The sequence below is a fragment of the Desulfitibacter sp. BRH_c19 genome (assembly GCA_001515945.1).
Taxonomy (GTDB): Bacteria; Bacillota; DSM-16504; order Desulfitibacterales; family Desulfitibacteraceae; genus Desulfitibacter.
This window is the reverse complement of the sequence record LOER01000042.1, coordinates 28,184-48,684: the sequence shown is the minus strand read 5'-3', so window position 1 is coordinate 48,684 and position 20,501 is coordinate 28,184. Positions and strand designations below refer to the sequence as shown.

At 37.7% G+C, this 20,501-nt stretch carries 14 protein-coding genes; all 14 read left to right on the top strand.

Translation table 11 applies throughout. From position 1 onward, the window contains the following. Positions 1 to 25: 25 nt before the first annotated feature. The 14 genes from APF76_02960 to APF76_02895 all read left to right on the top strand — a co-directional run bounded on the left by APF76_02960 (position 26) and on the right by APF76_02895 (position 20,408). A complete protein-coding gene (locus APF76_02960) occupies positions 26 to 1,483 on the top strand; it encodes a hypothetical protein (protein KUO49254.1) in 1,458 nt (485 codons plus the stop codon). 44 nt (positions 1,484 to 1,527) lie between these two features. Continuing rightward, positions 1,528 to 3,798 carry a hypothetical protein gene (locus APF76_02955; protein KUO49253.1) on the top strand — a complete coding sequence of 757 codons (2,271 nt, stop codon included), beginning with the start codon at positions 1,528 to 1,530 and terminating at the stop codon, positions 3,796 to 3,798. Between the two features lie 16 nt (positions 3,799 to 3,814). Further along, a complete protein-coding gene (locus tag APF76_02950) occupies positions 3,815 to 5,251 on the top strand; it encodes a hypothetical protein (protein KUO49252.1) in 1,437 nt (478 codons plus the stop codon). 224 nt (positions 5,252 to 5,475) lie between these two features. Further along, positions 5,476 to 7,767, top strand: coding sequence for a xanthine dehydrogenase (locus APF76_02945; GenBank protein ID KUO49251.1), 2,292 nt, complete (start codon positions 5,476 to 5,478; stop codon positions 7,765 to 7,767). Between the two features lie 21 nt (positions 7,768 to 7,788). Continuing rightward, positions 7,789 to 8,673, top strand: coding sequence for a xanthine dehydrogenase (locus APF76_02940; protein KUO49250.1), 885 nt, complete (start codon positions 7,789 to 7,791; stop codon positions 8,671 to 8,673). Then, complete coding sequence (locus APF76_02935; GenBank protein ID KUO49249.1) at positions 8,666 to 9,127, top strand: xanthine dehydrogenase; 462 nt, start codon at positions 8,666 to 8,668, stop codon at positions 9,125 to 9,127. Before APF76_02940 ends, APF76_02935 begins: the two co-directional genes overlap by 8 nt. A gap of 174 nt (positions 9,128 to 9,301) precedes the next feature. Beyond that, on the top strand, positions 9,302 to 9,994 hold the full coding sequence (locus APF76_02930) for a hypothetical protein (GenBank protein KUO49248.1): 693 nt from the start codon (positions 9,302 to 9,304) through the stop codon (positions 9,992 to 9,994). A 66-nt stretch (positions 9,995 to 10,060) separates the two neighbouring features. Next, positions 10,061 to 11,461 (top strand): hypothetical protein, encoded by a 1,401-nt coding sequence (locus APF76_02925; GenBank protein ID KUO49247.1) that lies wholly within the window; start codon positions 10,061 to 10,063, stop codon positions 11,459 to 11,461. Between the two features lie 188 nt (positions 11,462 to 11,649). Then, positions 11,650 to 11,877: a hypothetical protein gene (locus APF76_02920; GenBank protein KUO49246.1), complete on the top strand. Its 228-nt coding sequence runs from the start codon at positions 11,650 to 11,652 to the stop codon at positions 11,875 to 11,877. Between the two features lie 473 nt (positions 11,878 to 12,350). After that, a complete protein-coding gene (locus tag APF76_02915; GenBank protein ID KUO49245.1) occupies positions 12,351 to 13,709 on the top strand; it encodes a hydroxydechloroatrazine ethylaminohydrolase in 1,359 nt (452 codons plus the stop codon). A gap of 40 nt (positions 13,710 to 13,749) precedes the next feature. Next, complete coding sequence (locus tag APF76_02910) at positions 13,750 to 15,252, top strand: hypothetical protein (protein KUO49244.1); 1,503 nt, start codon at positions 13,750 to 13,752, stop codon at positions 15,250 to 15,252. A gap of 212 nt (positions 15,253 to 15,464) precedes the next feature. Continuing rightward, positions 15,465 to 16,181, top strand: a complete 717-nt coding sequence (locus APF76_02905; protein ID KUO49243.1) for a hypothetical protein — start codon at positions 15,465 to 15,467, stop codon at positions 16,179 to 16,181. An 85-nt stretch (positions 16,182 to 16,266) separates the two neighbouring features. Next, complete coding sequence (locus APF76_02900; protein ID KUO49242.1) at positions 16,267 to 19,053, top strand: xanthine dehydrogenase; 2,787 nt, start codon at positions 16,267 to 16,269, stop codon at positions 19,051 to 19,053. A gap of 26 nt (positions 19,054 to 19,079) precedes the next feature. Beyond that, on the top strand, positions 19,080 to 20,408 hold the full coding sequence (locus APF76_02895; GenBank protein KUO49241.1) for a chlorohydrolase: 1,329 nt from the start codon (positions 19,080 to 19,082) through the stop codon (positions 20,406 to 20,408). Positions 20,409 to 20,501: the final 93 nt, after the last annotated feature.

Genomic DNA, 20,501 nt, shown 5'->3' with positions numbered 1-20,501 from the left:
TTTCAACAGACAAAGGAGGATTTGAATGGCGAAGGATTTACGGTTAAAGATAGCAACTGAAGAAGAGCTTGATTTGATGAAAAATAGTGTTATTGAGCTGTTGGAGAAACAAGGTATGATGGTTGATCATCCGGATGTTCTGGCATATCTAAAAAAAGCTGGGGCAAAAATATCCAACCAAACTGGAAAAGTATTATTTCCAAGGGAGCTGCAGGAGGAAATGTTGGGTCAAGCACCTAGAAGCTTTGTCTTGGCTGGAATAGATTCAAAGTATGATCTGCACATTCCGCATCCACAAGGACTTTTCTATACACGAGCAATCACAGGTGCCATGTACTATATTGATGCACTTACAGGTGAATACCGTGAGGTTGCTAAAAGAGATCTGATCGATTATATCAGCATTACCCAGGCCCTTGAGAATATTGATTTTTGGTCGTTGCTCACCGTGAAGGCAAACGATTTTCCATCAGAAATGATAGATATACACGCTTTTTATAATGTACTGCACCATTCTACAAAGCATGGATGGTTACAGCCATATGAAACCAAGAATGTAAGGTACTTAATTGAAATGGCGGCAGTACTTGTTGGTGGTGTATCGGAGCTTCAAAAGAGACCTATTATCAGCAACATATCCTGCTCGGCTTCTCCCTTTGATCTCAAGTACATGGATTCTGAAGCTATCTATCAAAGCGGTATTCATAAAATTCCCATTCATGTATGTTCGCTGCCTACAGCGGGTGCAAATGCTCCCATTACTCCTGCAGGGGTGGCGGTAATGGCTGCTGCTGAAACTATTGCCATGACTATAATGGTTCAATGCATTGGACAGGGAACTCCCTGCATCTTAACTCCCATCATGTATGAAATGGACATGGTGAGTACACATGCGCTACAAGCAAATATCTCCACTATTATGGCTAGAATGATAGTAACCCAGTTAATAGAAGAAGGCTATGGATTACCCTGTCATAGCTTTGCAGGAGGTTCAGATGCTTTTGATGTGGGTGCAGAAAGTGTTTCTACAGATGCATTCATTACACAGTTAGTTAGTCTATCAGGAGCAACCATACTTGGAGATGTAGGGCATGTGGAAACGGGGAAAACTGCTAGTTCTCTACAGCTAATAATAGATGATGAGTTATTTAGGTATGCCAAAGAAGTCAAAAAGGGGCATGAAATTAATAAGGACACTATTGCACTACAAGAGTTATTAGACCTACAAGGTCGGGAAGCTTTTATAGACATGGAACACACATTTAAGCACTTTAGAGAAAACTATAAGTCAACCCTATTTAACACTATCTCTAGACCCACCTGGGTTGACAAGGGAAGTAAAGGAATAATTGAGCGTGCACGTGATAGGTACTTATCCTTAATAAAAGAGCACAAGCCAGTAGAGCTTTCTTATGAGATTGAAAAGGAATTACAAAGTATTATGTACCGCGCATATCAGGACTTTAATAAGAACCGTTCATAAATAAAAAAGTACAATGAAATTAAGAAAGGAGGTGAAACAATTATATGGGTTATGAGTATATTGGCAAAAGCTATAGTGACATACATGCTGTGCCAAAGGTAATGGGAACGGCTAAATATGTTGGAGACATAAAAATTAGTAATATGCTATATAGTAAGATTTTGTGGAGCACAGTAGCACATGCAAAAATAAAGCGAATAAATACTGAAAAAGCAAAGGCTCTTCCAGGAGTGGAAGCAGTAGTGACCTGGGAGGATGTTCCTAGAAATGCTTATTGCCCAGCAGGACACCCCTATCCTGATGATAGTCCCCAGGATACATATATCCTGGACAATGTAGTCCGATTTGTAGGGGATCCTGTGGCGGCAGTAGCTGCTGACTCTTTGGAGACTGCCGTCAGGGCTGTTGAACTCATTGAGGTGGATTACGAAGAGCTACCTTCACTTTTTACAATAGAGGATGCATTAAAAGAGAATGCTGTAGAAATTCATCACGGTACAAAAAACATTTGTGGGCAGCATTCCTATGAATTTGGAGATATTTCAAAGGGATTTGCAGATGCAGATTTAATAGTGGAAGATGAATTTCATACACCCATTGTACAACATTGTCCAATGGAAAATCACGTTTCATTAGCTCAAGTGGAAACTGACGGAACAGTAACGGTTTATTCTGCTACCCAAATTCCATTTCATTTAAGACGAATACTTGCTCATGCCCTTGGTTTACCTATTGGAAGTATAAGGGTAGTGAAGGGTTATGTTGGCGGAGGTTTTGGTGGTAAAGAAGATGTTTGCCAGGAACCCATTAATGTAGTACTATCACTAAAAACTGGCAAACCTGTCTTGTTAGAACTTAACCGAGAAGAAGATATGATATCAACTAGAACGCGTCATTCCATGAGCTTTAAATTTAAAACAGGCGTCAGTATGGAAGGAAATTTGTTAGCCAGGCAGCTGCATGTCTGGTCTAATACAGGAGCATATGCAGCCCACGGCCATTGCGTTGTCTACAACATAGATGCACAATTTCCTTGTCTCTACCCTACTCCAAATATTGCCTTCCATGGTACAACGGTCTATACTAATATGCCCATAGCATCAGCTATGAGGTCCTATGGGATTTCCCAGTATAATTTTGCTATGGAATCACACATGGACAACATAGCAAATAAGTTAAAAATGGGCCCTATAGAACTTCGGAAAAAAAATATAGTCAAAGCAGGATTTAAAGATCCTCAAGGTCATTTTACAGTTGACTCCTGTGGGGTGGAAGAGTGCTTGCAAACGGGGGAGAAATTAAGTAATTGGCAAAAAGGTTTAAAGATACATGAAAATAGAAATATACGAAAAGGCAAGGGCATGGCAAGCTTCAGCTATGCTAGCAGCACCTATCCATACAATGCGGAAATGTCTGGTGCAAGAATAAAAATCAATGAAGATGGAAGTATTGTGTTATTTATAGGTTCAGCAGATATAGGACAGGGAAATGACACGATAATGGCCCAAATTGCAGCTGAAGAATTGGGATTGACTTTAAATGCAGTAAAAGTTATTGCTGTAGATACAGACCTTTGTCCCTTTGACATGGGTGCGTATGCATCTCGTCAAGCTAATGTTGGGGGAATGGCAGTTAAAAAAACTGCACAAAAATGCAAGAGTATGATATTGGATTTTGCCTCTAAAATGTTAAATGTTATTCCTTATAATCTTCAACTAAAAGCAGGTTGGGTTATTGATAAGAAAAATGGTCTAAAGCTGGTTACCATTAAGGATATTATGATGGAAGCCTACTATTCCAAGGGTAAATCCATATCAATTGACTGCGAGGAATATTTTACACCTAGCAACAATCCTTTGTGTTTCGGTGCAGTATTTGCTGAAGTTGATGTGGATATGGGTACTGGAAAAATAATAGTGAACAAAATACTTGCTATACATGATTCAGGCAAAATTATTAATTATCAAACAGCTCAGGGGCAGGTACATGGTGGGGTTATAATGGGCGTAGGTTATGGTATTTCAGAGCAGCTCCTTTTAGATAAGAAAACTAAGAAAATAATAAACAATAATTTGTTGGACTACAAAATTCCAACTATTCTAGATGTTCCAGATATTGATGTCAGATTTGTGGAAACTATAGAAGCGTCAACTGCTTATGGTAATAAGGCACTAGGTGAACCCCCGTGTATTTCAGTAGCTCCTGCAATTAGAAATGCAGTTTTAAATGCTACAGGTGTGAAATTTAATGAAATTCCATTAACTCCTGAAAGGGTGTTGAATGGATTAAAAATGGAAGTAATAAAAAACTACTAAAACGGAGGTGTAATAAATGGCTCAATTAGAAAATAGGGAGTATGGGATAGAGGAATATGTTCCAATGGAAGATAGGCATATAGGCTTTATTGATATGGCTGCTATTTGGATGGGTGGTAATGCGCATCCTGCCTCCTGGTGGTCAGGTGGAGCAATTGCAGCTACTGGTTTCATAGGTGTTTTGGGGATTACGTTTATAGCTAATCCAATAGCCTATGCTATTATGGCACTAATTGCATTTATGGGATTTAAGGTTGCTACCACCTCTATAGGTCTCACACGAGTTACATTTGGTATTAGTGGTAGTAAGGTTCCGGCTGCTGCCAATGCATTAGCATTAATGGGCTGGGCATTTATTGGTAACTTCTTAGCAGCAATTACCTATAGTTACCTTTTTCAAGGATTTTTTGGATGGCCTGCCTTTGGGGAACCTGGAAGTGTACCTATCATGATGGCTGGTGCTGCTATAAATGGAATACTCGCCTTTATTCTTGTTGTAGTATCCGGGTCTCGATCTATTAAAATAGCACAGAGAGTAATAGTTTCGGCCTTAGTAATCCTAAGTGTTTGGATGACTTATACGGTATTAAGCAGTTTTCCATTAGCTGATATTATCAGTTGGCAGCCCGATGAAAGTATGCGGATGCCATTTGGAGTGGGTTTTGATGTGATGGCTGCATACAGCTTTGGTTGGATGCTGTGTGTTTCAGAATTTTCGCGTTATACAAGGACAAAAAGTGCAGCAACAATTGCTCCTATGGTTGGCACAAACCTTGGCATGTTCTGGTTTGCATTGGTCGGGGCAATTAGTGTAATCGCTGTAGTGCTTAAAACAGGAGTCTTTAATCCAGATTTTAGTGATCCATCAAGTGTTGCACAGGCTCTGGGAATTGGCTGGGTTGCATTGCTAGTCATGGTGTTGGCAACTGTAAGTACAAATTTAATAAATGTTTATGTAGGAAGTTTATCTACTGTAAATATTTTCCCCAAATTAAAACTCAAATGGACAATTTTAGGCTATAGTATCATATGTATTTTAATGTCCTGGGTTCCAATATTTTCTGGTCAATTTGTGGGAGCCTTCTACTCCTTCATGCATTACCTTGGCACCGTATATCCTCCCATATGTGCCATTATGATAGTGGACTATTATATTATTCGTAAACGCAATTACGACATAAATCAATTAGGCAATAAAAGCGGTCCCTATTGGTATACCAATGGAGTAAACTGGTACGCTGTTGCGGCATTTGTAATAGGTGTGATATTAATGCAAACCATGGAACATTACCACTTTGGAGCAAATAGTACAGGTGCGGTTATACCTAATTTCTTTGCCTCTTGTGTGGTTTATTATGTTTTAGCTAAGATTGCAATTAAAAGAATGGACTATAAGGATGTAGTCTCGCCAGAGATTGCCCTAGAAAATGGTGATAGCAGTATAAAGCAATAAACCAGAATTAGGGGTCTCCTGTTATTAAGTAATTACAGGGGACCCTTGATAATAAGTTAGCCAGATATAATTTTTATCCGATGGCTAACTACCACTAAGACTCCCACCTCTTTAGGTGGGAGATAAGTGGTACTAAGCCCCTGGATAACGGTTTCTAATATTCAGATGGAGTCAAAACTCCACCTGAATAAAGAATCCTGTTTATGAAATGGAGTGCAAAGGGAATGTCTAGCAGTACAATAGGAAAAAGCCCAAATAGACTTGATGCTTTTGCCAAGGTTACCGGCAAAGCCAAGTACGCCGGTGATTTTTTTGAGGGAAAAATGCTAACGGCAAAAATTCTTAGAAGTCCATATGCTCATGCAAGAGTGAGAAGTATTGATACAAGTTGTGCTAAGGCCCTACCTGGTGTTGAGGCAGTACTAACTTATCGAGATGTACCCCAGGTTAGGTATGCTACTGCGGGACACCCCTATTCCATAGATCCAAAATATAGGGATGTTGAGGATCGAATGGTTTTAACCAAAAAAGCCAGGTTTGTGGGTGATGAGATAGCAGCAGTAGTAGCACAAGATGTTTTAACCGCACAAAGGGCAATTGAACTTATTAATGTAGAGTATGAGATATTAGAGCCCTTATTGACTACAGACGCTGCACTTCAACAAAATGCTCCCCTGATTCATGAAAATAAAGAAAATAATATTGTCGCTTCCCATGGGTATGAAATTGGTGATATGGAGGAAACTTTAAGAAATGCTGACTATGTTTTCGAGGATATGTTTGAAACTAGTATAGTCCAGCATTGTCAGATGGAAAACCATGTATCTTACGCTTATATAGATGAAAATGAAAGGGTTGTAATTGTTTCTTCAACGCAAATTCCACATGTGTGCAGGAGAATTGTTGGGCAGGCATTAGGGATACCCTGGAGTAAAATTCGTATTATCAAACCGTATGTAGGCGGAGGTTTTGGCAGCAAACAAGATGTATTTTTAGAGCCTTTAAATGCATTACTTACAATGGCTGTAAATGGCAAACCTGTTAAAATCGAGCTTTCTAGAGAAGAGTGTATGATTGCAACATGCACAAGACATGCATTTAAATATAGGCTGAAAACCGCTGTATCAAAAGATGGGAGACTAACCGGAATACAAATTCAAGCCGTATCCAATACAGGAGCTTATGCGTCCCACGGTCATACCATATCCCTGAGTGCAGGTACTAAAATAAGGCCACTTTATTCCTTTGATACAATGAAGTTTTCACCGCTTACTGTTTATACTAACCTACCTGTTGCTGGTGCAATGAGGGCCTATGGTGTTCCCCAAATTAACTTTGCATTAGAATCCCATTTGGATAATATAGCCAAAGAATTGTCTATGGATAGTGTGGAACTACGGAGAAGAAATTTTCTTGGATCGGGCTATGTAGATCCCATTAATGGGCTAAAAGTAATAACCTGTGAAATAGAACAATGCGTAAACAAAGGCAAGGAACTAATCAAATGGGATGAGAAAAAATTAGCATATACTAATCAACCTGAATATCTTAGAAGAGGATTGGGAATGGCCTGCTTTAGCTATTTTTCAGGTACTTATCCAGCTAGCCTGGAACTAGCAGGGGCAAGAATAGTTTTAAATCAAGATGGTTCCATTCAACTGCAAATTGGTGCTACAGAAATTGGTCAGGGTAGTGATACCGTTTTTGCACAAATGGCAGCACAGGAGTTGGGAATTCCCTTACATATGGTTCATGTCATCTCAACACAGGATACTGATGTCTCCCCCTTTGATACAGGAGCTTATGCATCTAGACAGACCTATATTACCGGCATGGCTGTAAAAAAGGCAGCATCAAAGGTCAAAGAGCAAATCCTGGCCTTTGTATATTCTATGACAGATACTCCGGCTAGGGAATTAGAGATAGTTGAGGCAAACATAGTAATAAAAAATTCTCAGGAAGCCATTTTATCTCTATCTGAGGTAGCATTGCACTCTTTTTATGATAGGGTACATGCTAAACCAATTACTAGTGACACTTCTACTAATGCCAAAACAAATGCTGTAGCATTCGGAGCAACCTTTGTTGAGGTTGAGGTGGATATGAAGACAGGAAAAATTGAGATCCTTGAAATATATAATGTCCATGATTCTGGAATAATTATAAATCCTAAACTGGCTGAGGGGCAAGTTCACGGTGGAGTGAGCATGGGAATAGGTTATGGACTTTTTGAACAGATGTTATTTGATGAAAAGACGGGAGAACCACTAAATAATAATTTCTTAGACTACAAGCTTTTAACTATAATGGATACTCCTGATATTAATGTTAGTTTCATTGAAGTCCATGATCCCACAGGTCCCTTTGGAAATAAATCCTTGGGTGAACCGCCGACTATAACTCAGGCACCAGCAATTAGAAATGCTGTTTTAGATGCTACTGGTGTAGCTTTTAATTCTATTCCCATAACTCCACAGAAAGCTTTTGAAAGGTTTAAAGAACTTGGACTAATATAGAAAGAAAGGAGGGGCTAAGAAGTGTTTAGAATTGAAGGTTATATTGAAGCAGACAACCTAAACCATGCTGCTAATATGTTGGCTGATAACCCCAACCTTTTAGTAATTGCAGGAGGTACTGACCTGTTAATCAAAGTGCATGGTGGAAAAGTTAAGGATGTAGAGCTTTTAAGTATAAGAGAAATTAAGGAATTAAGAAGGATACACTCTTATGAGGATGGAAGCATTGGGATAGGTCCCCTGACTACATTTACGGACATAGCTAACAACCTCCTTATAGATGAACACCTACCGATTCTGATGCAAGCAGCATCCTCAGTAGGTGGCCCCCAAATACGCAATGCTGCTACCATAGGAGGAAACCTTTGCAATGGTGCTGTGTCAGCAGATAGTGCTCCCATACTATTTGCTTTAAATGCAACGCTAAAGTTAAGATCAAAGACTGGTAGCAGGATCATTCCAATTACAGACTTTTATCTTGGGCCTGGCAGGGTGGACTTAAAGCAAGGGGAGATCTTAGAGGAGATAGTTGTATCTTCTGATAATTACAAGGGGTTTTATGGACACTACATTAAGTTTTCCATGCGTAAGGCAATGGATATTGCTACAGTAGGTGTTGCTGTAACTATGAGTTTAAAGGAAGAGAATGTATTTGATGAGATAAGGATTGGTTTGGGAGTTGCAGGGCCAACACCCTTGAGATGTCTTGAGGCAGAATCCTATGCAAAAGGCAGGTCTATTTCCACTAAAACCATCGCTGAAATAGGTAAGCTAGCGTTGAAGTCTACTCATCCGAGAACATCCTGGAGGGCCTCCAAGGAGTACAGGGAACAGTTGATTGAAGAATTGGTACAAAGGGCATTAAAGAAATCTGTTGCTGATGCAGGAGGTGTGAGACTTGAATAAAAGGATTAATTGTGTTGTGAATGGTAAAAGAGAAAGTTTGGAAGTTCAAGTTGGGGAAACACTTTTGACCATGTTAAGAGAACGGCTATACTATACTGGTGCAAAAAAAGGATGCGGTGTCGGTGAATGTGGGGCCTGTACGGTATTAATAGATGGTGTACCAATAAATTCGTGTATATACTTGGCTGTTTGGGCAGACGGTAAGGAAATTGTAACTATTGAAGGTGTAGCCCAAGATGGCCAGCTATCTAAGGTTCAACAGGCCTTTGTAGATGAGGGAGCTATTCAGTGTGGTTTTTGCACGCCAGGGCTGGTGCTTACAGCAACATCTTTAGTTGAAAGTGGCAAAAAGTGCTGCAGGGAGGATATTAAAAGGGAATTATCAGGACATTTGTGTAGATGTACGGGATATCAGAACATAATTAAAGCTGTGGAAAAGGCAGTAGAAGGATAGTATTTGGATACATTTTAATTAATTGTATATTGTTACAAAACTCCCCTAAAATGTTCTCTGAAAAGTTAATTTTTTTGTAGGAGTAACCAAAGGTAAAATTTTATGTATAATCTGAATTATTAATATAAGCTAAGGTAAATAAAAATAAATAACAAACAAGGAGGCATAAGTATAATGAAAGATCAGTTATTTGAAAGGCTGAGTAATGCTATAGCTGAGGGAGAAGTGGAGGAGGCTGTAGCTATAGTAAAAGAGGGAATAGAAGGTGGGATACCCCCACTAGAGATTATGGAAAAAGGTGGAACAAAAGGGTTAAAGCTTGTTAGTGACCGATTTAGCGAAGGAACTGCCTACCTGCCAGAACTAATACTAGCAGGAGATTCTATGACAGAAATTCTAAAACTAGTATTAGCTGCACTTGGGGACGAAGCCGGTGCAGAAAGGATGGGCAAGATAGTCATCGGACAGGTTAAAGGTGATTTACATGATATTGGCAAAAATGTGGTATCTGCCTTGCTTTCAGTAAATGGATTTGAAGTATATGACTTAGGAGTAGATGTTGATCCTAAAGCATTTGTTGATAAGGCTCAGGAAGTAGGAGCTTCAATTATTGCGTCTTCTACATTATTAACAACATCAATGCCATATCAGGAGGATATTATTGCATATTTAAAGGATGCAGGTCTACGTGATAAATATTATTGTATTGTCGGTGGTGGACCCATAACGTCAGATTGGGCAGAAAAAATTGGAGCAGACGGATATGGTAGAAATGCCACAGATGCAGTAGAACTTTGTAAGACTATCATGAAATCTAGTAAAGCACCTGGACAACAAATAGAAGTAGTTGACATGGGTAAAGCATAAACAGTAACTTATTAGCCATATATTCGTTGAAACATAATAAAATTGAATAAGAGGGGGAAAGAGCAAATGTCAGCTAGAATACAAGCAATAATGAATAGTTTGGATAAAGCGTATACTGGTCCTGTATGTTCAGTTAAGGAATGGGATACTAAAGTTATACCTAGGACAATTAAAGCTAAATTAAAGGAACATGGATTAGAAAATACCCTTGATATGGATAATCCAATAAGTTCTGATGACAATCTTGCAGACCGATTTTTTAAAGCAGGTTACGAATTAGCACTTGAAATGGGTTTGCTTTGTACTGATACAGAACGTATCATCAAAGTGACAGAAGAAGAAATCCGTCAGACATTAAAAGCATACCCTAAAGAGATAAAGTTTGGACGTGGGAAAGACCAAGTTGTTATGAGACCTAGGAGACCCGAATCTACTGTGGAGCCAATTGTATGTGCATCCCTAGGAATTGTGGTTTCTGAAGAATTATATGTACCAATTACAGAAGGCCTGATTAAATATCCTAAGTTAGTAGACGTTTTACATGGACCTACATTAGCAACAGTATACGGCAAAAAAATTAGATCTGGAACACCTTATGAAACATTAATGGGCAGATATGAAGCAGAACTTAGAAGACAAGCCACATATAGAGCCGAAAGGCCTGGAATTGGCCATACAGGAATTGCTGGTGCAGTGACACATTATGGTCATCTTGGTGGAGCAGCATTTTTCCCTGGTGAAGGAAATAATACAATGTCATTGTGCCCGGTGGAATTAAAAGCATCTATGAGTAACTTCCATAGGATTGTTATGGGAATAAATTGTGGGCATAATATAAGAGCAGGCGGTTTCTCCTATATAGGTGGTTATGCTGGTCCAGCTGAAGGAGCTGTTCTTGCAAATATTGCTACAGATTTATTGCTACCAGTTATATTACAAGCTACCTATGTCAGCTCCTATGTATATGACTTACAGTTATTCGGTAATTGTGGACGTAAAGCAGTATGGGCTAATAGTGTTTCAACTCAAGCAGTTAGTAGAAATACTAATATTATGCGTAATAAAATTGTTAATGAGACAGCTGGTCCATGTACTGAAATGTTCATGTATGAAGCTGCTGTAGGATTGATGAATCATTGTGTGTCTGGTTCTTCTAAAACAACACAACCAAGATCAGCTGGAGGTAGGTATACAGATTATTTAACTCCAATGGAAGCTTGGTGGTGTGGTGAAGTATTTAAGTCCTGTGCTGGTATGACAAGGAAGCAGGCAAATGAAATAGCTAAGAAAATATTGCCAAAGTATGAAGAAAAATTACCAACTCCTGATAAAGGTTATAGTGTAAAAGAATGTTTTGATTTAGATAACATGAGACCTACGCCTGAATACGAAGCACTCTATAACCGAGTTAGAAATGAGTTAATTGAATTAGGAATGCCCCTTGATAATGTTTATTATACTAAATAATTTGTAGAATATATTTGCTTGATATAGCTCTTCAAAGTGTGGGCTCCTAAAGATATGGAGCCCATTTTTTTACATATTCAACACCTAGGTTGTTATTAAATGCACTAAGTTTTTTTCTTAAACTAAAGGGAAAAGCTGATAAGTAATAGAAATATATGTACTAAACACTATTGATGTAGGTATATTAGGTGGAGGTCACATTAGCAGATTTACTTTTATCTAATTTTTTAAAAAATGCAACTGTCCTTGCGGGAGAAAAGGGGCTTTCTAAGAAAGTCACCTCTGTTACTGTTTTAGATTCCCCTGACGCACATCAATATTTAAGGGGTGGAGAATTAGTCATAACTACAGCCTATAGTATTTTAGATGATGAAGATATGCAAAGTAGATTCCTATATTTTAAATCCATTAGATAAAGAGAGTATGCGTCTTATTTATTCTTCTCAGGCTTTACTAGGATTGGATAAATACTGTAAACAGTTTTTGAAAATTCATAGAAAAGGACTTTTTGAAGATTAGGAAAGGGATTGCAATAAAATACACTCAATACTATGAGAAGTACATTTGATGTAAATTGCTTATTTTAACAAATAAACTTATAAATAAGAATGTGATTTAGGGCGCTTTTTGTATGTATAATCAAAGGCATTTTTTTAAGTTTTCGGAAAATTATATATATAACAAAATTATCAATTAAGATTAGCTTGATTTAATTGATTATTCTTCAAAAGGGTATAAATTAAGTGAAATAGTTCAGCCAAAGCTGAACATCGGGGAATCAGATGGAGCTTGTATTCCACCTGAGTTAGAGCTAAATGGAGGTGGATATTACTAAAATAAGCTTCTTTTGTATTCTAGGAAAAACCCAAGTATAAGTCAAGGGGGTTATATGATGAGCAAAATTTTAATTAAAAATGCAAAAAAGATTATCACCTGTGATGAGAACGACCGAATTTTGTCAAACGTTAGTATTCTGATTGATGGGCCTCGTGTAGTAGAAATTGGAGAAGATATTGCTGTCGGAGATGCCGAGATAATTGATGCGTCTAATATGTTTGTTTATCCAGGTTTAATTAATACACATCATCATTTGTTGCAGGTATTTACAAGAAATATTCCAGAGATTCAGTCCATGGAATTATTTGATTGGCTCATGTACCTATATGAAGTTTGGAGAAAAGTGGATTCGGAATTTGTATTTTATAGCTCACTAATTGGCATGGGCGAATTGCTTAAATATGGATGTACAACTTGTTTTGACCAACATTTTGCTTTTCCAAGGGGAAAAGGTAGAGACTTGATAGATAGACAGATGGAGGCTGCTGAAATGTTGGGAATTAGATTCCATGCTGGTAGAAGTAGTTTTACTAGGGGAAGAAAAGACGGTGGACTTCCACCTAATGACTTGACAGAGACAGCTGACGAGATTCTGACAGATTGTGAAAGGCTTATAAATAAGTATCATGATCCCAATGAGTTCTCTATGCGACAAGTAGTTGTAGCTCCGTGCTCTCCATTTTCGGTTGATGACCACATTATGATAGAAAGTGCAAAATTGGCTAGAGATAAAGGTGTTAGATTGCATACTCACCTTACAGAAACCTTAGATGAAGAAGCCTATACCCTAGAAAAGTATGGTAAGAGACCTCTTGCTTGGGCTCATGGTTTGGGGTGGACCGGCTCAGATGTTTGGTATGCTCATGGAATTCATTTTAATACAGAAGAACTAGACTTATTAAGTCAAACTCAAACAGGTGTGGCCCATTGTCCCGTTTCTAATCAAAAACTTTCATCTGGAATTGCCAGAATTCCCGAAATGCTGAACAAAAATATACCCGTTGGATTAGGGGTTGATGGATGTGGTAGTAATGATGGTTCAAACCTATTGGCTGAATTAAGAGCTGCATATTTACTGCATAGACTTAATTCTAGTGCAGAAGCTCCAACAGGCTATGAAATGTTAAAGATAGCTACTAAAGGTGGTGCTAAACTTTTAGGCAGAAATGATATTGGGTCAATTGAGGTAGGTAAGGCTGCCGATCTCTTTTTAATCAATGTGAATAGATTAGAATTTGTTGGTGCCACTCTAGATCCCGCTTCTTTTCTCGCTGTAATTGGATTTAATCGCCCCGTTGACTTAACAATAGTTAATGGAAAAGTTGTGGCGAAAGAAGGAGTACTTCTAGGAATAGATGAGGATGAACATAAAGTAAAAGCGTCAGAGATTGTAGAGGAAATATACAAATAAGGTGACGATGAGTTAATTATAAAAAGTGGAAGTGATTCAGATGGATAAGAAGTATAATTTTTTATCAATGTTTCAACCTAAAACAATAAAAGAGCTAACAATTTCACTAAGAGAGTTGGCTTGGGGTAATTTAACTGTATCAGTTAAAAAAGGCCATGGGCTTTTCATTGAATTTACTGAAGCGTTAATGGATCTTAGAATAAATTTAAAGGGAATTCTTAGTAGCAATTTAAGAGATTCTATTGAAATTGCAGAAAATAGTAGCAGTATTAATCTAGCCATAGATGAAGCGAATATAGCTACTGAAGAAATTGCTAAAAAAGTTCAAGTGGTAGCAGAAAAAAATACAGAACAATTTAAAAAGGTTGAGAGAAGTATTGTATTATTAAATAAATTAAATGACTACATGTCCGAAGCTAATACAAATTCTGAAGCCGCTCTCATAGCTAGTGAAAATAGCTTAGCAACTGCCTTAGAAGGCAAGGAAGAAGGACAGAAGGTACTGGAGAAAATGGAGAGCACCAAGAATTTGGTGGCAATTTCCCAAGAAAAAATACATTCTTTACACAACTTTTCCAAAAAAGTTGGGGATATCGCAGATACTATTTCTAATATTACCAGTCAAACAAACCTTTTGGCCTTAAATGCTGCAATTGAAGCAGCAAGGGCAGGCGTTCATGGGAAAGGTTTTGAAGTTGTGGCCCAGGAGGTTAGAGAATTAGCTAATCAGTCAAGTGAAGCTGCTGCAGAGATTTCTGAAACTATAAAGGACATACAGTTGGAGATTAATGCATCAATTACTGTTTTTCAAAATATTTCTAAGGATGTTGAAAATGCAGTAATAATGGTCAAAAATCTTGATGGTAGATTAATAAGTATTAAGGAAACCTTTGAGAATTCAGTAGAAAATATGGGAGACATTAAAAAGGTGATTTCTAGTAGTTTTGACATTAGTACTGAGGTTAACCACGATATGGATCAAGTAAAACTCTCATGTAATGATACTGTCGAATTAATCCAAGATGCATCTGCAGCTACCCAAGAACATCATGCTTTTATGGAGGAAATATATGCAACATGCTCGCGTTTAGCTGAAATGGCAGAACAAACAAAACAAAACATTGCTGGTTATGTAATGAATAGGAATCTAGAAAATCAAGTTGCTGAATTTAAAAACAGTATTAATGAAGACATGCTTAGCAAGAACGAGATAAATAACAAAGCGCTATTAGATTTGGCAACGGTCCAAAATGTGGATTATTTATCCATTAGCGATTCAAAGGCTACAGTTATATATAGTACTAAAGAAGAAGATTTAGGGGTAAATATTATGGACTTTGAAATAAACAGAGAAAGTGGTGGCAACCCTCTATGTGTTGAGGCACTCATAAAAAATAAGATTAATATAGCACATTCACCATTCACAAAGAATCAACGAGGAGAATTTTATAAATTTTCATCAATACTTGATGATAAGGGGAGAATATATCAAGTAGGGTTATCCTTTGAAAATTTCCAAGATTTAATGGAAGAAAATCACTAATATATTGCCATTGCAATTTACAATAAAACTATTCCTAAATTGCAATAACAAATTGAACTATTTATTAAATTTTGCAATTATTATTCAAAATATGCAGGAACTAAAACATAAATCGAGAATATATAGTTAATTCCCAACGAAACGATGTTTCCGTCACAGAAACAGTTGTGGCGTTAAGTATATAATACTAAAACAATAAGGAAGTGTCTAGATTGATTGATTCAGTCTCTCGTGCTTTAAAAATGCTTAGTTTTTTGGCAGACCATAATGAAGTTGGGGTAAGGGAATTAAGCAGAGCTTTTGAAGTGAATGAAGCTACTGCATACAGAACTCTTATAACTTTGCAAAATCATGGATATGTTATTCAAGATCCTAAAACAAAAAAGTATAAGTTGGGATTTGAGACTGTCAGAATTGGACAGAGTTGTTTGAATAATTATGACTTGGTACAGGTAGCCAGAAAATATGCTATTGAGCTAACTAGGAAAATCAATGAGACTATAACGCTAATAGCTAGACATGGAAATTATGCAGTTTATGTTAATAAAATTGACTCTACCCATGTCGTTAGAATACATTCACAGATTGGGTCAAAAATACAACTAGCTTTTGAGGGTTTTACTAAGCCAATATTAGTTTTCCTAAGTGAAAAAGAACAATTAGATTTAATTGGCAAAGAAAAAATTGCTAAAGTAAAAACTGAAATATCTAAATTTATAGAAATAGGTTATACAATTAGTGACGAAGAGGTTGACTCAGGTGTAACTGTAATCGGATGCCCTATATATAATTATGAATCTAAAATAGTTGGTGCAGTAAATGTTCCTATTCCAAAGGTGAGATTAGATGAACAAAAAATTCCAGAAATAGCATATCAGGTTCAGGAAGCCACTCGGAAAATATCCAAGGATCTTGGCTACAGAGTTTAATGCTTAATATTTATAAGGAAACAATGTTTCCTTGGTAGAAACATTGAGTTAAATAGTAGATAAAGCACATTAGGGGGATTGTAAAATGAGCGAAAATATATCTTTAACAGTTAACGGAGAGAAGGCAACAGTTGAGACAAGTCCTAAGATAACTCTTTTGGAATTTTTAAGGAATTCAATGGGACTAATGGGTACAAAAAATGGTTGTGCTAAAGGGCATTGCGGAGCATGTACAGTAATAGTTAATGGGGAGGCAAAACGTGCCTGTTTAGTAAAAATTAATAAATTAGATGGAGCTACAGTAGAAACCATTGAGGGTATATCTCAGGGGGATGCGTTACATCCTATTCAAAAGGCTTTTATTGATGCCGGTGCTGTTCAGTGCGGCTTCTGTACTCCGGGAATGATAATGTCAACCAAGGCACTCCTTGATAAGAACCTTAATCCTACAGAAGACGATATTAAAGGGGCTTTAAAGCACAATATCTGTAGATGTACGGGTTATAAAAAGATTCTTGACTCTGTAAAATTGGCAGCTAAGATGCTTAGTGAACCTGGGGAAAATAATAGAGAACAGGTAGAAGGTAAAGTAATTGGATCTTCTCCTATAAAAGTAGATGCATTGGATAAGGCAACTGGAAAACCCATATACGCTGATGATTATACCTCAGAAGGTATGCTACATGGAAAGTTTTTATTTAGTGAGTATTCTCATGCCGAAATACTATCTGTTGACATTAGTGAGGCCGAAGCCTTGGATGGAGTTGTGCTTGTTTTAACTGCAAAGGATATACCCGGGGAAAATAGTTTTGGACTAATTGTTCCTCAACAGCCTGTACTTGCCGATAAAAAGGTGCGCTATCTAGGTGATGTAATAGCGGCAGTATTTGCTGAAACTATAGAAATAGCTCAAGAAGCAATCAAGAAGATTAAAGTAGAATATAAGCCACTACCAGTAATCTTTTCTGCTAAGGAAAGCATTAAAGAGGGTGCCCTCTTAATTCATGATGAAGGAAACATAATGCATCATGTAAAGGTAAGAAAGGGAGATTTAGAAAAGGGTTTTGCAGAGGCAGATGTTATCGTAGAGAGCGAATACTATACTCCTGCAATTGAACACGCCTATTTAGAACCTGAAGCCTGTTTGGTAAAACCTGAAGGGGATGGTTGTGTAACAATCTGGACCGGTAGCCAAGGATCTCATCCATTTAGGCGTATGATTGCAAGGAGCTTGGGCTTGGAAGAAGAAAAGGTTAGGGTAATCTATACTCCGTGTGGTGGAGCTTTTGGGGGTAAAGAGGAACCAACTGTTCAAATTCAAAGTGCAATAGCTGCACTAAGAACAGGGCGACCTGTAAAAATGGTTCTAACTAGAGAGGAATCCATTCGGTTTTCCACAAAAAGACATGCTGAACATATTTATATGAAACATGGAGCATCAAAAGACGGTAAGTTGATTGCATTTGAATCAAGAGCCATTTGCGATACTGGAGCTTATATTTCTCTTGGAAAGCCTGTAGTGTTTCGTTCAGCAGTAGTTTCCTCTGGACCCTATGAAATTCCCAATGTAAAAGCTGACTCATATGGAGTCTATACAAATAATAATCCAGCAGGTGCTTTTAGGGGTTTTGGCAGTACACAAGTTGCCTTTGCTTCTGAATTACAGATGGATAAACTGGCAAAAAAATTAGATTTGGACCCAGTAGAGTTACGTAGGATAAACGGCTTGTCAGAAGGTAAGGCGACCATTACTGGACAGGTGTTGAAGTCTGGCATTGGTTATTTACAGTCTCTTGAAACTGTAGAAAAGGAACTAAAGGATATTACTAGGACTAGTTCTAGCCCTAACAAAAAGATCGGAATTGGTCTTGCCAGCTCCTATAAAAACGTTGGTCTTGGAACAGGAAAACCAGATGGTGCAGGGGCACACATTGAACTTAATGAAAAGGGTAGAATAACTGTTAAAGTCGGTGCTATTGATATGGGGCAAGGTTCAGATTCTATCATGGCACAAATAACAGCTGCTACAATTGGAGTAAAATATGATCTTATAGATGTAATATCTAGTGATACTGCACTTTGCCCAGATGGCGAGATGACAACGGCATCTAGACAAACATATGTCACAGGAAATGCCGTTAAAGCTGCTGCACAAATGTTAAGGCAACTGATACTGGAATATATGGCACTAGAAATTAAGACTGACACAGCAAACTTTACTTTTAAGGCTGATGGAAAAATTGTATTAGAAGATGATGGTTCAGAATTTACTTTAACTCAGATTTACCAAAGGGCTAAAATGAGGAATACAGTATTAAAATCTGAATATCATTATCTTCCTCCAAAGACTTATCCGTTGAGGGATTGTGCAGATCATCAACCCGGAGTCAGTTTAGAAGAATATGATATTCACTATGCCTACTGCTTCGGTACCCAAGCGGCAGTAGTAGAGGTTGATACTGAAACTGGTGATGTTAAAGTTTTAAAGATGATAGCTGCCCAAGATAGTGGAAAAGCTATTCATCCTCAAAATGTTGAAGGACAAATAGAAGGATCTGTTATGATGGGTATAGGTTATGCCTTATCTGAGGAGTATAAACTAGGGGAAACTAAAGTTATAACAGATAATTTGAAAAAATTAGGTGTCCCTGATATTTCAAAAACGCCTGAAATTAAGACAATTATAGTTGAAGTAGATCAACCAGAGGGGCCATATGGTGCCAAAGGAATGGGAGAGGTTCCCATAAATCCAACTGCTCCTGCTATTATGAATGCAATTTACGATGCTGTAGGAATTCGGATAAATGAATTGCCTGCAACTAAGGAAAAGATACTAGCACAGTTAAAAGAGGTAAAAAACAAAAACATATAAGGAATATAAAAATATGAGGTGATTAGATGCTACTTTTAGGTAACGGTACCCTGATAACATTAGGTAGTGATTGTAAGGTTGTTGAAAAAGGTGCAGTATTACTTGATGGAAACACTATATCAAAGATTGGAACAACAGAGGAATTAAAACAGCAGCATCCCGAAGTGGAATTTCTGGATTGTAAGGGCAAACTAATTATGCCGGGCTTTTTAAATGTCCATATGCATACCTATAGTACCTTTGCCAGGGGAATGTCTTTAAAGGATGAGCCACCTGAAAACTTTGTGCAAATTCTGGAGCGGTTGTGGTGGAGGCTTGATAAGTCCCTGGCCCTAGAAGATGTATACTATAGTGCCTTGGTACCATTTATTGATTCTGTGAAAAACGGAACTACTGCAATATTAGATCACCATGCCAGTCCTTTTACGATAGAAGGTAGTCTTGAGCAGATTGCTAATGCTGCTTCTGAGGTGGGTGTTCGCGTGAATACCTGTTATGAGGTGAGTGATAGGGATGGAGAGGATAGGGCTCTAGCAGGAATCAAAGAAAATGAAGAATTTATAAAAAAATGTCAGCAAGATAATTCAGAAATGTTAGGAGCAACCTTTGGAATGCATGCTTGCTTCACAGTTGGTGAGAAAACTATGGAGAAATCTGCTCAAGTAGCAAAGGACTTAGGTATTGGTGTACACATACATGCTGCTGAAGGCAAATCAGACGTTGATTATAATGTAAAAGAATATGGATTAAGGGTAATTGACAGATTAAATAAACATGGACTACTTGGTCCAAAAACTATGGCTGCACACTGTGTTCATGTTAATGAAAAAGAAATGGAATTGCTTGCTGAGACAAAAACAAATGTTGCCCATAATCCTCAATCAAATATGAATAACGCAGTAGGTTGCGCGGATGTTATTAAAATGGTGGATAAGGGTGTTGTTGTGGGAATGGGAACAGATGGAATGACATCTGATATGATAGAAGGAATGAAGGTGGCCCATATTCTTCATAAGTTTAATAAAAATGATCCAAGAGTGGGCTGGATGGAAGTGCCTGCCATGCAGTTCTCTAACAATGCCAAAATAATGGCAAACTATTTTTCACAACCAATGGGTGAATTAAAGGAAGGGTGCGCAGCTGATGTGATAGTCATTGATTATGACCCTCCAACCCCTTTAACATTAGATAACTTCTATGGACATATGGTATTTGCAATGACAGGAAGAATGGTTGATACTACTATTATTGCTGGTAAAGTGCTAATGAAGAATAAGGAATTAGTGGGCATTGATGAGGCAAAAATTAATGCAAAATCAAGAGAATTGGCAAAGAAAATGTGGGAAAGATTCTAGAAAGACAGAATTCAGGAACCAGAATATAGAAAATGCTATAGTGCCGCTTACCTGGAATTAAATTTTGGCAATTCTAAGGTTTATTACAGCACA